The sequence below is a fragment of the uncultured Campylobacter sp. genome, from assembly GCF_938015785.1.
Lineage (GTDB): Bacteria > Campylobacterota > Campylobacteria > Campylobacterales > Campylobacteraceae > Campylobacter_B.
Genome location: NZ_CALLWC010000057.1, coordinates 11,836 through 27,652, shown reverse-complemented (window position 1 = coordinate 27,652; position 15,817 = coordinate 11,836). Strand labels below are relative to the sequence as shown.

Sequence of the window (15,817 nt, the reverse complement as noted above, 5' to 3'; positions counted from 1 at the left end):
AGCACAGACGTGCTCTATTTAGACCCTCCGTATAATCGTAGGCAATACTATACAAATTATCATATACTAGAAACAATTGCCAAATATGATAATCCAGTGATTTATGGAAAAACTGGATTGCGACTAGAAAATGACAAAAGATCAAAATATTGTCTTGTAAATACAGCATATAATGAATTTAAAAATTTGATTGAAAATGCTAATTCAAAATATATATTTATGAGCTACAATAACGAAGGAATAATACCTATACAAGCAATAAGGGGAGTTTTTGAAAAAAAAGGAAAGCTAAAAGAATTTACTATTTCTTATTCTAGGTATAAATCCGACTCCAAAAGAAAATATTCATCTAATAAAACAGTAGAGTATCTATTTTGCTGTACTTGCAATACATACTGCATCTAGTATTATTAAAAATTTTTCACAAAATTAGAGTTTGTGGCTAAATTTTACCTTGCGAATGAGACGGGCTGTATGTCCCGTCGCAGTGAAGCAAGGTAAAATTTAACAAAGTATAGCGGAAAAAGACAAGCCTAAATTTAGACTTCATACCTCTCGCCCGGCTTCATCTCGATAATTTCCCACGGCAAGCCCTGTTTATTTAGCTCGTCCATGAAAGGCTTGGCCTCGAAATTTTCCATGTTAAAGACGCCTTTTCCGCTCCAAATGCCCTTTGCGACCATCATCGAGCCGATCATCGCAGGCACGCCCGTCGTGTAGCTCACGGCCTGCGCGCCCGTCTCGGCGTAGCAAGCCTCATGGTCGCAGACGTTGTAGATGTAGACCTGGTGCTCTTTGCCGTCCTTGAGTCCGCGGATCACGCAGCCGATATTGGTTTTACCTTTTGTGCGAGGGCCAAGTGACGCAGGATCAGGCAGCAAGGTCTTTAAAAACTGGATCGGCACGATCTTTACGCCGTTATGCTCGACCTCGTCGATGCGTAGCATGCCGACGTTTTCTAGGCATTTCATGTGAGTTAGGTAGCTTTGTCCGAAGGTCATAAAAAAGCGGATTCGCTTCAGCCCTTTGATGTTTTTAACGAGGCTTTCTAGCTCCTCGTGATAGAGCAGGTAGCTGTCCTTGACGCCTACTTTGGGGTAGTCCCATTTGAACATGATCTGCATCGGCTCGGTCTCTTTCCACTCGCCGCGCTCCCAGTAGCGGCCTTTTGCGCTTACTTCGCGCAGGTTGATTTCTGGGTTGAAATTCGTCGCAAACGGATATCCGTGATCGCCTGCGTTGCAGTCTAGGATGTCGATTTCGTGGATCTCGTCAAACAGATTTTGCTGTGCATAGGCGCAAAATACGTTTGTCACGCCCGGATCAAAGCCGCTTCCCAGCAGCGCCATCGTGTTTGCGGCTTTAAACTCGCCGTCTTTCGCCCACTGCAGCTTGTATTCAAATTTGGCGGCGCCCGGGTGCTCGTAGTTTGCGGTGTCGATGTATGGGATGCCAGCGCGAGAGCACGCGTCCATGAGCGTTAGGTCCTGGTACGGCAGCGCGACGTTTAGCAGTAGCTGCGCGCCCGTTTTTTTGATTAAATTTACAACAGCATCGGTGTCGTCCGCGTCGATCTGGGCGGTATCAATCTGCACGCCTAGGCGGTCTTTGATAAATTTAGCGATCGCATCGCACTTGCTTTTTGTGCGGCTTGCTAATGTGATTTTTGTAAAAACGTCCGCGTTCATCGCGCATTTTACGGTCGCGACTTGGCTCACGCCGCCCGCACCTATGATTAAGATGTTTGACATTTTGGCTCCTTTAAATTTTAAATTTAGCTGCAATTTTAGCAAATTTAAGATGAATTTTAAGAGGCTAGGTGTAATTAATCATAGAGTTTGGTTGTGGCGGGCGCGGAGCGCAAGCCCGCTCTAGCAAGAGCGCCGGAAGCGGCACGCGACAAAATTTTACATAGTTAACAGCATGTCGATTGACGGCAGCACGAGATTAAATTTACCGCCTTGCATTGCGCGATAAAATTTAAGCCTTAAAGGGCTCATTTAAATTTAACGTTCCGCGGCAAGGCGTGGAGAATTTAAAATTTAAAGCTCGCCCGCTTCGCCATAAAATTTATCGCGCCTTTTGCCCGATGCATGGCAAAACCGCATACTGCGGCTAAATTTAGCGCTTTAGCGAACAGCGGTTTAAAAAGTAGCAAGCGGGGCAAAATCCCGTAACGCCCACGATAAAGGGCACGAGTCCAACCAGCCCCCACCAGCTGCTAAACACGGCTCCGGCGATCATTATCGCTAGCCCGATCAGCGCTCTTATTATCCTAGTTTTTTACTTAGCATTGCGTTTTCATTTCTTTGTTTTTACATTTTGCACGTATTAATGCTTAAAATTTTTAAAGTAAGCAATGGCAGCAAACCGCCACCTAGCGTATCATCTTTGAGCCCGCCTTCCTATATACGCGCCTTGGTTAAATTCGGCTTCGTTTAATTATCTTTTCTTTTGCATAAAAGTGCGATCCGACAAAATTTATGTGCCTAAGGAGCAAAATTTATGCAAGCTCAATTTAAAATTTTGACGAATGTAAAGCAAGGAGAACTCAAACGCTGGCGGTAATGCGCGAAATTTACACGAGCTTTAAATTTAAAGTTGAGATAAATTTTAACCGAGCGGAATTCTATCGTTGTAGAAAGTTTGCCTAAATTTAAACTCGCCTGTGTTTTGAGCGTCTAAATTTACGCGCTGTGGCAAAGAAGCATAATGCGGACGTAATATTTACGATCGAAGAGGCACCTGATCTCACGCCGCACCGCTAAAATCAAATTTCGTAGCGATAAATTTTGCCGAAATTTTCATCCAGAGTGTAGCTAAACTCGCCGCCTGCATAATAGATTGTCTCGCCGCTCTCCAGCTCGAAGCGCTGATACACGCGCAGCACGACCTCGTTTTCGCTGATGCCTTGGACATGGATAAAGATATCGCTCTTTCTGCCCGCGGTCATCGCCATTTGGTAGAGCTGATTAAATAGCGCATATTCCGGATCTTTCTCGGCATCCTCTTGGGATAAAAAGCCCTCCAGCACGCCCAGCATCTCCGCGCGAAATTCCGTCCTGGCGCGCGCATAGGCGTTTTGGATATTTTCGATCTGGTTGGTATCGAGTAAATTTAAAAGCGAATGTTTGCCTACATAAAGCGTCGCGCTCGATGTGGTTTTGCCGTCCTTGTCGGTCACTAGTCGCAGAGCTTTCTCTACGCGCCACAAGGCTTCTTTTAGCTCGAGCCCGCTTTCAATTTCAATTTTCATCATAGATCCTTTATCAAGAATGCGGAATTTTAGCGTGAAATTTTAAATTTTAAAGACAAACTTCGCGATCAGATACGCCATATACAGCATCAAAACTCCCACGAGCGTGTCGATTATGCGCCACGCCCTGCTACTTGCAAAAAGCTTCGAAAGCGCCCCTGAGCCATATCCTAAGCCGAAAAACCACGCAAACGATACGAACATAACTCCCGCGTAAAACCACAGCTTTTGGGCATCTGCGATCGTAGCGCCGAGCGAGCCCACTACCACGACGGTATCTAAATACACGTGCGGATTTAGAAGCGTCACCGCAAGGGCTTTGGCTACGACGGGCGCTAGCGGGCTATTTGCAGAGTTTTGAATCTTGGCAAAATGCGAGCCCTTATAAGCGCTAAAAAACGAGCTTAGCGCGTAGCAGAGCAGAAATATGATCCCGCCTATGCCTAAAATTTGGGTAAGAAGCGAGCCTTGCTTAAGGGCGCCGCCGATTAAAAATATCCCTACGGCCGTAAATACGGCATCGCTTAGCGCGCAAACCATGCAAACAGCCGCGACGTGGTTTTTCGCAAGGCCTTGGGAGATGACGAAGATATTCTGCGCGCCGATCGCGACGATGAGCGAGAGCATCAGCGCGGCTCCTTGCAAGAAAATTCCGATCGGTAAGGAGTTCAAGACCGCGCCTCTACTTATTTTTACTTTCGCAGGCGGAGCTTTGCATCGCGGCATCGGCGGTATCGGAGCCGTCTACCGCCGCACTTTCGGGCGCAGCGCCAGGCTCATTATCGCCCGCGGAAATTTTAGACACGGAATCCTCGGCGCCTGTGAAATTTTTGCCCGCGGCAGCATCATTTGAGGAAGCGACACCATTCGGCGCGGCGGAGCTTTGTTCGTTTAAATTTGAAGCGCCCTTTAAATTCTGCGCGCCGTTTGAATCGGCGGCGCCATTAGAATTTTGTGCGGCGAAATTCTGCGCGGCGTAGGAATTCTCCGCGCCTAAATTTTGTGCGCCGCAGGAATTTTGCGTATCGGAATTTTGCGAAGCGGAATTTTCATCGCGGAGGTTTTTAGCTTTAAAATTTTTACCGCTACTCACGCTTTTTTTAGAGCCTTTGGCACCCTTGCGAGTTTTTAAAGCGGTTTGTTCTTCCTCAGAGCTTTGCGAAAGACCCGCTTTTTCGCGCAAAATTTTACTCAGTTCGTAGATCGAAATTTCAAATGAGCCCGGTAGCGTGGCCTCCGTGTCGCTGTAAAATCGTAAAAAATTAAAGCGATCCTGCGCCTGCGGTATTTTTTTGAATACAAAATTTAAAAGCTCCGTTTTGTTTCTGCCCGCGACGAAGGTTTTGGTGCCTAAATTTGCGATATCTTTGTATTCGAAGCTCTCGGAATTTGCCCCGCGCACGATCATAAAAGCATCCTCGCCGATCTGCAAATAATTTTTCGCGCCGAGTCTAAGCGCGCAAAAAAACGCGCAAAATGCCGCCACTACGGAAGCAAAAAGCGCCGCGCCGCCAAAGCCCGCATGGTAGCAATATCCGCTAGCGAGCGCCAAAATCGCTGATCCCGCCAGCGTCATCGCTACGGGCTTTTTATTCTCTTTTACTATCATCTTCCCTGCTTAATCATCTGTCTTATATATTCATAAATTTTAAAATTTAGCGCATCCATTACCGAGTCTTTAGAGCCCGGATTTTTGATGCTTTGGTAGTTGAGGTTCGTTACGTAGTCCTTCCACGCACCCTTGTTTTTAACGCTTATGTAGAGGCTAATCTGCGAGTCATAGAAATAATCTCTGTAATAATCGTCGTCGTCCCAAGGATCATAACCGAACGGCATCCCCCAGCCTACGCCCACGCCCGTATATCTGTAATATCTGCCGAAGCCCATACCGAAGCTAAATCTCGGATTATCCCACGATCTGCGCGAAAAATCCGCCTTGCGGAAATAGTTGAGATTGCCGCCGATTTGGACATTCGCCGCGCCTTTATTTACGACCTTAAATCCATCCGCACGCAGATGTTGAATCACCACTTGGGTTAAATTTGAATCCGTCGTAGAGGTATTGGTGAAATTTACGCTTATGAGTTTATCCTGCGGAAATTCCATAATGTGAAGCGGCTCGGAAGTGCGCACAATACCGCTATTTACGGGCACGTTTTTAGAGCAACCTGTAAAAATCAAAAACGCCGAAATGACCAAAAAAAGTGAAATTTTATTTTTCAAGACGGATCCTTTCGCTTAAGATTTCAAATCTTAAATTTGAGTGATTGTAGCATAAATTTAAAATTTTAATATCAGCAAGAGGCGATTTTTTGAAATAATCTAACGGCGAATGGGCAAGAGTGGAATTTTTAAATAAAATTTTGCGCCGAGCGACCGCTAAATTTAAAGCCGCCGCTCGGTTGAAATTTCTGCGAAAAGAGACGGAATTTTAAAACCGGAGGCGTTTAAAATTCCACAATCTTATAGGCTCACGCCGCGCGTAAGTACGCGCTTGCGATAAACATCCGAAACTCTGCTCGCGTCGCCCACGATTAGAGCGTTCGTGCAACAGATCGCCGCACAAATCGGAACCTTGCCCTCTGCGATGCGGTTTTGGCCGTATTTATGTAGCTCTTCGTGCGAAAACGTAGGCTCCGGTCCACCCGCGCACATAGTACATTTATCCATCGCGCCTTTGATACCGAAAGCTCCCTCTCTAGGGAATTGCGGAGCGCCGAACGGACACGCGTAGAGGCAGTATCCGCAGCCGATACATTTATCTTTGTCGTGTAAAACGACACCGTCGGTTCTGATATAGAAGCATTGAACCGGACAAACCTGCGCGCAAGGCGCATCGGTGCAGTGTTGGCAAGCGATAGAGCTTGAAACCTCCTGCCCTTCAATGCCCTCGTTTAAAGTAATAACCTTGCGCCTATTGATCTGCACGGGAACCCCGTGCGCCGAGCTGCAGGCTACTTGACAACCGTAGCAGGCGATGCAGCGCTCGACGTCGACGTAAAATTTTAATCTTGCCGGCATTTTATCTCCTTATGCTCTTTCTAGTCTGCAAAGACCGGCGTTAAATTCCGAAATTTGCGTATTTATGTCAAAGCCGTAGTTGGTAATCGTATTTGAGCTCTCGCCTCTGATATATGGCTTAGTACCCTCAGGATAGCGCTCGCTTAGATCCTCGCCCTGAAAAATTCCCGCGAAGTTATACGGCATAACAATACGATCGGGCGTAACGGCGTACGAATAGATACACTTGACTTTGATCTTCGTGCCTTGCGGCGAATGAATCCACATCATCTCGCCATCTTTGATACCTTTATCGGCGGCAAGCTTAGGATTTACGTGCGCAAACATCTCCGGAGTAATCGCCGAAAGATACTTGCTTGTGCGCTCGATCATACCCGCACCGCTTAAATTTACTAGCCTTAGCGAGCTTACGATCGTAGGGAAGTCCTTGCTCCAATCCTGCTTTTTCTGCTCGGAGATAAATCTCGTAAAGACGCGGAAATTTCGTTTTTGATCCGCAAAGGTCGGATATTTCTCCACTAAATCCCATCTAGGCGAGTGGATCGGTTCGCGATGCTTTGGAATTTGATCCGCAAACTGCCAAACCTTAGCTCTTGCTCTTGCGTTTCCGCAAGGGCAAATTCCAAACTCGCGGCATTTTTTAGCGATAATGCCGCTATAATCTGTGCTCCACGTAGGCCCCATCTTGGCTTTTTCATCCTCGCTTAGCGTGATGCCTAAAACCTGCTCGATATTTGCCTTAGTAATCTCTGCATGACCGCCTTGAATTTTTGATCCCGGAAGTGTAATACTCTCGTCGGCTAGCTGCGAAACGCCGTCGTGCTCTAAGCCAAAGCGGTTTCTAAATCCCATACCGCCGTCGGCATAAGGCTTAGTTACGTCGTAAAGAATCGGCGTGCCCGGGTGTTGCGTATCCCAGCAAGGCCATGGAAGGCCGTAGTATTCGCCCTCGACCTCGCCACCTATGCCGCGCAGGGTATCGGGATCAAATAGATGCCAGTTTTTCTGCTGTCTGCGAAATCTAGCTGCGGTGCGTCCGTTATTTCCAATACTTTGAGTATTGCGTGCAATCTCATCGGTAGCGTCGTCAGGCCAAACAAAATCGTCTTTAACCTGCTTAAGCTCGCCATCAACGATGCCCATCTTCATGCCGCGAACATATTCGTCGTAAAAGCCGAATTTTTTCGCGAATAAAAACATTACCTCTTGATCCTCTTTGCTCTCAAATAGAGGCTTAACGATCTGAGTTCGCCACTGACCACTGCGGTTTGTAGCGCTTAGATGGCCTTCGCTCTCAAACTGCGTAGCTACCGGCAAAACATAAATTCCATCCGGTCTGTCGTTTAGAATCGCCACCTCGTTTAAAAATGGCTCGGCGACTACCAGCATATCGATCTTACCTAATGCTTCTTGAGTCTCTCGAACGTGCGCCATAGAAGTAATTCCTGTGCCTTGCACCCAAAGAACGCGGACGTTACCACTACTTAAAACGGGCTCGTTTTTCAAAACGCCCTGCCACCATTTAGATAGCGAAAAGCCCTTTTCGTTGCGCCAGTTTATCACATCTTGCTCGATGCTCGGATCGTAGTGAAAATACTCGGTAAAATTCGTACCAGGCACTTTTTCACCCTGCTTTTCGTGTGGCTGCTTAGTAGATACGGCAAATCTTTTAATAAACTGCTCGTAATCTACGCCCCAGCCCTTGCAGAAGTGCTTCCAGGAGTTATCGGCTAGCCCGTAATACGCAGGCAAGCTATCGGAGAGATTGCACATATCGGTAGCGCCTTGAACATTATCGTGACCTCTAAGGATGTTGCAGCCGCCGCCTGGCTTGCCCATATTGCCTAGTATGAGCTGCAAAAGAGCCAAAATTCTAGTATTAGAACTTCCGATCGAGTGCTGTGTAATGCCTAGAGCCCAGCATAAAGTAGCGGGCTTTGTGGTAGCGAACATCCTCGTAAATTCTATGAGCTCCTCTTCTTTGCAGCCGGTGACATTGGCTACCTCTTTAGGATCCCACTTCTCAGCTTCGGCTCTAATCTCCTCTACAGCGTAGGTTCTGGTTTTTATTAGCTCCTTATCTTCCCAGCCGTTTTTAAAGATTAGATGCAGCATTCCGTACACAAACGCTATATCGGTTCCCGGACGAATTCTAATATACATATCGGCCTTAGCCGCAGTTCTAGTAAAATTTGGATCAACTACAACGATTTTTGCGCCGTTTCTATCGCGAGCTTGAAGAGCATGCTTCATAGCTCCCACTGGATTTGCAACCGCGGAATTCGCACCTATGAAAAGGATCATTTTAGAATTTTTCGCCATATCACCTACGTGATTTGTCATAGCTCCATAACCCCAAGTATTCGCCACACCGGCGACTGTTGCGCTATGTCAAATTCTGGCTACGTGGTCGTTGCTGTTCGTACCCCAAAAGGCTGCAAATTTTCTAAAATAATATGCCTGCTCGTTGCAAAATTTAGCCGAACCCAGAAATACCACACTATCTGGACCGTCCTCTTTGCGGACTTGAAGCATTTTATCGCCGATTTCGTTAACGGCTTGCTCCCAACTTATACGCTCCCATTTACCGCCTACCTTTTTGAGTGGATATTTAAGACGCATTTTAGATTTGGTTAGATCGATTTGATCGATTCCCTTACAGCAGTGACTGCCCTGCGAGATCGGGTGATCTACTGCCATATCTTGGCGAATCCAGGTATTGGTGCTCTCATCCACTTGAGCCTCGATACCGCAGCCTACGGAACAGATCGAACATATCGTTCGCTTCATAACGGAACCTGGAAATGGGTTTTTGATCTCTTGCTCAGTAGCGGCTCTTAGCGTATTATTTTCGCCAAACGCAGCTACGCTGCTCGCTCCTAAAGCGGCGAGTTTCAAAAACGATCTCCTTCCGATCGCATTCTCACTCATGAAAATTCTCCTAGTAAGCTACTTTATAGTATTTTTTCCACGCTTCACTCTCCCAGTAAAGCACCTCTTTTTTCGGTGATTTGCCACGAACGGTATCGCCGTAATCCTGCTCGCTTTTTGCTAGAGCCTGAGACGCGGCAACGCCCACGGCACCTACTGCGCCGATTTTTAGAGATTTTTTAAGAAAATCTCTGCGTTTGTTCTCCATGGTTTTCCTTTGTGAAGAAATCGCTTTAAATCTTTTATTGTAGTAACGCCTGTTACAGGATTTAAGTCTAATGAATTATAACGAAAAGGCAGTGAGATGGAAATTAAATTTTAAGTTACTTTTTAAATTTTATTTAAAATTCAAAATATAAAGTTCTAACTAAAAAACTACTCGCAAAACTCGAGCTTGCGAGTTTAAAATTTAACTGAAATTCTGCTTTCGCGTTAAGATTTCCGTTAAAAATTTTATTTATCAATCCAGATCAAAAATATCTTCCGGATTGGTAAATTTATTTTGATAGCCACCTTTTTTGATCGCTTCTTTAACGACGCTGCGATCTTTCTTTTGCGGAGCGGCAAGCGCTAAAAGCGAGCGCTCAAGCGCAAAAAAGCTTCTCATTAGTGCGCCTAATGATTTGAAAAAATCCGCCCGCACATGCCCGCACAAAAGCTCGCTAAACTCATCCACAAAGCTGTTGGTGACATTCGTAAAAAGCTCTAACGCCAGCGCTTCGCCGTCTTGCGCGCCGATGAAATTTTTAGCGTATTGCGAGTTCGCAGCATTTTTACCATTCTGCGGGCCTGTAAAATTTTTACTGTCCCGCAAATCTACAGAATTTTTTCCGTCTTGCACCGTCAAGCTCGCGCTATTCGTAAAATTTTGCTCGTTTGTCACGGAATTTTGTCCGTTTAAAACTGCGCTGTGTTTTGCAGCCGCGTCGCGAAGTAGGGTTGAATGCAGGTAAAAAATAAATCCCACATAGTCCTCGCACTCTTTGCAAAGCTCCATATTGCGGCGAAATTTACTCTTTTTTAGCACGTCGATTACCGCGACACGCATACGTCCATCGTCGCGTCCCTCGTCGTAGAAGCTCGCACTCATCGGCACGTTGGCGTATGAAAAATCAAAAAGCACGGAATTTTGCTCGCTTTTAAACGCTGCAAAATCGAATTTCGCCAAATTTTGAAATTCCGCCTCATCGCTAGGCACAATGGGCGAGCTGCGTAAAAACTCCAGCTGCTCCTTCCAGCGCTTAAATTTCGCATCCGTTTCATAGAAAAAAAACGGAATTGCAAAAAATTCGTAGTAGTAGCTTCTTGCTTGAAGTAGATTCGCATCCATTACATTGCCCCTTTTCTAGCATCTTCTATCTGCTTTTTTATCATTATTTTCGCCTTGCAATCGCCGCAGCAAAAAAGAGTCTTCATCTTTTCAGGCTCGTTTGCAAAATGCGCACCCATCATATCCGCGATCTTCATCACGGCTTTGCTCGTCGCAAATTCCTTACCGCATTCAATGCACTTAAAAAGCTCATCTTTAGCTAGCATTTTGTAATTAAAAAATCCCGGCTCAAGCTCCACGCCGCAAGGCTCAAGCTCGATCGTATCCTTTTCGGCGCAGCTTAGCACGCAGTAGTTGCACGTCGTGCAAAGCGAGGCATTGAGCTTAATTGAATTGTCGCTGTTATCGGCATACAGCGCGCCGGTATTACAGGCACCCACACAGCTAAGGCATAGCGTGCAGCTTGCTTCGTTTATGTTTACTTTGCCAAATTTTAGCAATTCTCCGCTTTTTACGGCGCCGAAGCTGCCCTCGCCAACCATTGCGCTTACGCGTTTTGAGAAAATTTCTTTCTTGCTAAGGCCCTGTTCGTTTAGGCTAAAAGCCCAGGGCTGAGAGCTTTGCGCCTGCTTTAGCGCCTCTTGCAGCTCGGTTAAATTTCGCGCTAAAAATACCGCGTCCTTGCCATAGATCGCGCGCGAAATTCCATTGGTAAGCTCCACCGCTTCGCGCGTGCCCTCGCCCACGTCTGCGCCGTAAACGATCACACTCGAGCCGCTTTCCTGCATCGCGCTTAGCAAATTTACCTCATCTATTTGCTTGCTTCCAAAAATTCCAAACGGCAGCATGCCGCACGGAAGCTGCACTGCAGGTGCGGACTCGATTTCGCTCTCTGCGATGAGAAGCGGAATTTTGCCTGCATAGAGCTTTGCGATCTCGCCAAATACTCTTTGGGGCAGCTTGGCAAATTTCAGCGCGCCGCTAGGGCAGACGCTCACGCACGCGCCGCAACCGATACAGTCGATATGCGAAAACACTAGCTCGCGCTTTTCGTCGTTTTTCAAAATCGCCACTGTGGGACAAATCTCCGCGCATGGCGCTCGCAGCTCATTTCGCCTGCCCTGATACTGGCAGATCGCGGGATCGAAGATCGTGGAATTCTTATAATGATAAACCGGGCTTTTGGAATTTAAAATTTCTAAAATTTCATCATCTTTTAGCCCCGAGATCTCGTAGCAGCCGCTTTGTCGTAGCTGATAGGGCGCTGCGCCGCTAATCAAGAAAAAATCTGCCTCAGTCTCAACCTCATCCCGCTCGCTTAAAATCGTAACCGCAAGATCGCCAATCTCGCCGTAGACGAACTTAATCTCGACCCTGCTTAACACGATCACCTTAAATCCGTGCTGCCTAAGTAGCCCCACAAGCTCCTCTCGCGGCTCATCACAGGCAAGAATTACGTTTTTGCCGACGGGCTTTTGATAGTCGCTATCTAGCGCGCCGTCGAAGGCAATATCCTTGGCGCGATACAAAATATCTACGTTTTTAGCAATTTGCAGCGGCTCATCCACGGAATTTTCTATATAAAAATTTATCTCGGGCGCATAAATTTGCGCCTTTAATTTCGGTGAATTGGCGACGATAAATTCCTCATTTTTTGCCCCCTCTTCATCGCCGCAAATTTCGATATCGTCGCTTAAGACTACATCCTTTAGCCCCGCGGCGTAAAATCCATGTTCTTTCATAATCTATCCTAAATTGATAATTAGGCGGGTTTTACTCTTATTTTCTAAACAGCTTTTAAATTCTGCACTTAAAGTAAATCGAATTTAAATTAATAATTCTATAGATAAAGCAAAATCAAAGCTTTAAATGATAAAATCGTCTAAATTTTAAGGCATCGGGGTCGCAATGCAACGAATCAAACTACCAAAAATCGACAAAATCGCAAACGCGCAGGAGTTTCAAAACTGCCTCCGCCCGCAAATCATCAAAATCGCGCAAGAGCTCATTGAAGAGGCACGCAGGGAGGCGCTGCAAGGAGGCGAGCTCTCAAGCGAAAGCGAGATCATCGCGCGCATCAAATCGCGCTATGAAAAATTTCAAAATCTAAGCCTTAAGCCGCTTATCAACGCAACCGGCGTCGTGCTGCACACAAACCTCGGCCGTAGCGTCATTGGCGCCGAAATTTTAGCCCGCGCGCAAAAGATCATCACCTCATATTCAAATTTAGAATACGACCTATCAGAAGGTGCGCGCGGCAACAGATACGACTACATAGCGCTTTTGTGCAGCGAGCTCTTCGGCGCGCAGGACGCACTCGTGGTCAATAACAACGCCTCAGCGGTATTTTTGGTGCTAAATACCTTCGCGCGCGGACGCGAAGTCGTGGTAAGCCGCGGCGAGCTAGTCGAGATCGGAGGGAGCTTTCGGGTAAGCGAAGTGATGGCAAACTCGGGCGCAAAGCTCACAGAGATCGGCACCACGAACAAAACCAAGCTGGACGATTACGAAGAAGCGATCAATGAAAACACGGCGATCTTGATGAAGGTGCACCGCTCAAATTTTAAAATTTCAGGCTTCAGCTCTAGCGTAAGCGCTGCGGAGACGGCAGCTCTCGCACGTCGCGCCTCACAGGCAAAGAGAGAATTTTTAGCGCTTAGAGCGGCAAGCTTTAAAAATTTAGTAGATCTTTGCGGCGGCTCTTCGGACGCAGACGGCAAAATTCTGAATTCCGCGCCGAACGGTTTAAGCTTAGCGGCAGCTTCTGCAAATTCTTTAAATTTAAAAAGCGACGAGCCGTCCACAAAGAGCGAGCGTTTTTATGAAGGCGGCAAGAGCGAAATTTCCGCTCAAGCTTCTAAAATTTACCCCGCAAAATTTAGCATGAAAAAAGAGGAAAACTTTAACGAGATCATCGATTATTACGATCTTGGAAGCGGCTATGCAAGCGAGCTAGGGTTTGGGCTCGGCAAAAGCGAGCCCTCAATCTTTGAGCTTTTAAAAAGCGGTGTGCGGCTGCTTAGCTTTAGCGGCGACAAGCTTTTCGGCTCCGTGCAGTGCGGCATCATCCTAGGAGATCGCGAGCTCATCGCGCGCCTGCGCAAAAACCAGCTACTGCGAATGCTGCGCGTGGACAAGATCACGCTAAGCCTGCTTGCCGAGACGATCAAGGCGTATATAAATAAAGAATTTCACCTCATCACGACGATAGATCAGATCCATCTGAGCCTGGACGAGCTGCGTGAGCGAGCGGAGCTAGTGCGATCGCGTATCGGCGTAAAATCGCAGATCGTGCCTACTACCACCTTTGTAGGCGGCGGTACGATGCCCGGCGCCTCCTACCCTAGCGTCGCGCTTGCGATACTTGACGGGGCAGAACCGCAGAGCACGCAGGCAAAATTTCGCGCTGCGGGTATAATCGGGCGGATCGAGGATGATAAATTTTTGCTCGATTTCAGATCGATTTTAAAAAGCGACTTGCAAGATTTAATAAAAAAGATCGGAGAAATTTATGAATAGCGTAATCATCGGCACCGCAGGCCATATCGATCACGGAAAGACCGCATTAATCAAGGCGCTAAACGGCTTTGAAGGGGACCGAATGCCGAGCGAAAAGCAGCGTGGCATCACGATCGATCTTAGCTTTTCACATCTGCGCTCGGGAGACACCAACGTCGCATTCATCGACGTTCCGGGGCATGAAAATCTAGTAAAGACGATGATTAGCGGCGCGTATGCCTTCGACGCTGCGATGCTAGTAGTTGCTGCGGACGACGGGCTGATGCCGCAAAGTAAAGAGCATATTCAAATTTTATCCCTGCTCGGGGTAAAAAGCGTGATCTTATGTATCAGCAAGTGCGATCTTGCTGACGACGCGCGCAGATCCGAGGTCGCGGCGCAGTGCAAGGAATATATCTGCAAATTTAAAGATTTGCAAATTTTAAACACCTTTTTTATCAGCATAAAAGATCCCGCAAGCATCGCCGAGCTGAAAAATTATCTCTTTAATATCAAGCCCGCGCAGCGCCAAGGAGGCGGCGTGGTGCACTACTACATCGACCGCGTCTTTTCGCTAAAAGGACTCGGTACCATCGTAACGGGCAGCCTCATTAACGGCGCGATTTCAAAGGGCGAGAAGCTTTATAATTGCGATCTGGGTAAAATTTTTAACGTCAAAAGCGTGCAGATCCACGACGAGGACACGCCGCTAGCGCAGGCTCCAAACCGCGTCGCGCTGAGCTTGGACGCCAAAACGAGCGAGCTGCAAAAGGGGCAAATCCTAAGCAAAAAAGGCTTTTTCCGCGGCTTTAATGAAGCGGACTGCACCTTTAGCGGCGAAATTTTGCATAATCAAGACGTGCTGTTTTGCGTCGGAAGCAAGCAAAGCGCGGCAAAAGCGCTCATTTTAAAAGAACTTCCTAGCGGCGAGAAGCTCGTAAGCTTTAAATTTGACAAAACGATGTTTTTAAAATTCGGCGAGCCCTTCGTCTGCCTGGCAAACTCGCGCGTAATCGGCGGCGGGCGCGTGTTAAACGCCGTGATCGAGCCACTAAAAAAGCAGAGCAAAGCCGTGCTTCTAACCGCGCTTTTGAAGCGAAATTTCACCGAAGCTTTTAAAATTCTAAGCGGCTTTCACAAGCATGGATTCGGGCTATTTTCGGCGTATCAGCGCTTCGGGATGGAATACGACGAAGCGGTAAAGATCGCGCGCGGTCTAGAAGGGACGTATTTTGACGAAGCAAATTTATGCGTTTACGATCTAAGCGCGATCGAGGACGTAAAAAGCCTCATAAAATTTATTGTCTCAAAAAACGACTACGCGATCTTTTCGCCCGCCTCGATCGCCCTAAAGCTCTCGTGGGTCAGCGAAGATCTTGCTGCGCGCGCGCTTAGCGAGCTTGAGCGGAGCGGTATCGTCTCCAAAAAGGGCGGAGTTTACGTAAAATCGGGGGTAGATTTTGACGCGCTCAAACAGAGCCTGGAAAGTAAAATTTTTGATCTCATCAAAAAGGGCGGCATCGCGCCTCTCGCGCCGTATAACGTCTATGACGAGCTAGAGATCGACCGCGAAAGCGGCGATGACGCGCTAAAGAAGCTAACATACGCCAAAAAGGTCGTCCGTCTCGCGCACAATCTCTTCGTCGAGGCCGAAAATTTAGCCCTGGCGATCAAGCGCCTTTACGCAATCATCGAAAAAGAGGGCTTCGTAAACGTCACGAACGCCAAAGAGGAGCTGGGACTTAGCAGGAAATTCGTCATCTGCTACCTCGAATACCTCGATAAGATGGGAAATATCGTGACGATCGACAATAAACGCTATTTGAAAAAGTAAAAATTTA

Annotated in this window: 14 protein-coding genes; 3 read left to right on the top strand and 11 right to left on the bottom strand. The window is 47.1% G+C overall.

What is annotated here, in order from left to right:
- The coding region (locus Q0393_RS08545; protein WP_298979473.1) for a DNA adenine methylase at positions 1-405 on the top strand (405 nt) is incomplete at its 5' end.
- Between the two features lie 134 nt (positions 406-539).
- Here Q0393_RS08545 and Q0393_RS08540 read toward each other — a convergent pair.
- From Q0393_RS08540 to Q0393_RS08495, 11 genes are all read right to left on the bottom strand, one after another.
- The gene (locus Q0393_RS08540; protein WP_298979472.1) at positions 540-1,751 is read right to left on the bottom strand and encodes a saccharopine dehydrogenase family protein; all 1,212 of its coding nucleotides are present in this window, start codon (positions 1,749-1,751) and stop codon (positions 540-542) included.
- A gap of 370 nt (positions 1,752-2,121) precedes the next feature.
- A complete protein-coding gene (locus Q0393_RS10780) occupies positions 2,122-2,271 on the bottom strand; it encodes a DUF2892 domain-containing protein (protein ID WP_367179181.1) in 150 nt (49 codons plus the stop codon).
- Between the two features lie 499 nt (positions 2,272-2,770).
- Complete coding sequence (locus Q0393_RS08535) at positions 2,771-3,256, bottom strand: hypothetical protein (protein ID WP_297943684.1); 486 nt, start codon at positions 3,254-3,256, stop codon at positions 2,771-2,773.
- 42 nt (positions 3,257-3,298) lie between these two features.
- Entirely contained in the window at positions 3,299-3,928 is a 630-nt protein-coding gene (locus Q0393_RS08530) for a LysE family transporter (RefSeq protein ID WP_298979471.1), read from the bottom strand.
- A 10-nt stretch (positions 3,929-3,938) separates the two neighbouring features.
- Positions 3,939-4,865, bottom strand: coding sequence for a hypothetical protein (locus tag Q0393_RS08525; protein ID WP_298979469.1), 927 nt, complete (start codon positions 4,863-4,865; stop codon positions 3,939-3,941).
- The gene (locus tag Q0393_RS08520) at positions 4,862-5,479 is read right to left on the bottom strand and encodes a hypothetical protein (RefSeq protein ID WP_297945981.1); all 618 of its coding nucleotides are present in this window, start codon (positions 5,477-5,479) and stop codon (positions 4,862-4,864) included. Before Q0393_RS08520 ends, Q0393_RS08525 begins: the two co-directional genes overlap by 4 nt.
- Positions 5,480-5,719: 240 nt before the next feature.
- Positions 5,720-6,277 carry a formate dehydrogenase FDH3 subunit beta gene (gene fdh3B, locus Q0393_RS08515; protein WP_298979467.1) on the bottom strand — a complete coding sequence of 186 codons (558 nt, stop codon included), beginning with the start codon at positions 6,275-6,277 and terminating at the stop codon, positions 5,720-5,722.
- Positions 6,278-6,286: 9 nt separating this feature from the next.
- Positions 6,287-9,208: a formate dehydrogenase subunit alpha gene (locus Q0393_RS08510; RefSeq protein ID WP_298979465.1), complete on the bottom strand. Its 2,922-nt coding sequence runs from the start codon at positions 9,206-9,208 to the stop codon at positions 6,287-6,289.
- A gap of 10 nt (positions 9,209-9,218) precedes the next feature.
- Positions 9,219-9,416, bottom strand: a complete 198-nt coding sequence (locus Q0393_RS08505; protein WP_005871103.1) for a twin-arginine translocation signal domain-containing protein — start codon at positions 9,414-9,416, stop codon at positions 9,219-9,221.
- 252 nt (positions 9,417-9,668) lie between these two features.
- Positions 9,669-10,538 (bottom strand): molecular chaperone TorD family protein, encoded by an 870-nt coding sequence (locus Q0393_RS08500; RefSeq protein WP_298979464.1) that lies wholly within the window; start codon positions 10,536-10,538, stop codon positions 9,669-9,671.
- Entirely contained in the window at positions 10,538-12,220 is a 1,683-nt protein-coding gene (locus Q0393_RS08495) for a 4Fe-4S dicluster domain-containing protein (RefSeq protein ID WP_298979463.1), read from the bottom strand. Before Q0393_RS08495 ends, Q0393_RS08500 begins: the two co-directional genes overlap by 1 nt.
- Before the next feature lie 166 nt (positions 12,221-12,386).
- Here Q0393_RS08495 and selA point away from each other — a divergent pair, with 166 nt between their 5' ends.
- Positions 12,387-13,997, top strand: a complete 1,611-nt coding sequence (gene selA, locus Q0393_RS08490) for an L-seryl-tRNA(Sec) selenium transferase (RefSeq protein ID WP_298979462.1) — start codon at positions 12,387-12,389, stop codon at positions 13,995-13,997.
- Positions 13,990-15,810: a selenocysteine-specific translation elongation factor gene (gene selB / locus Q0393_RS08485; protein ID WP_298979459.1), complete on the top strand. Its 1,821-nt coding sequence runs from the start codon at positions 13,990-13,992 to the stop codon at positions 15,808-15,810. Before selA ends, selB begins: the two co-directional genes overlap by 8 nt.
- Positions 15,811-15,817 lie beyond the last annotated feature (7 nt).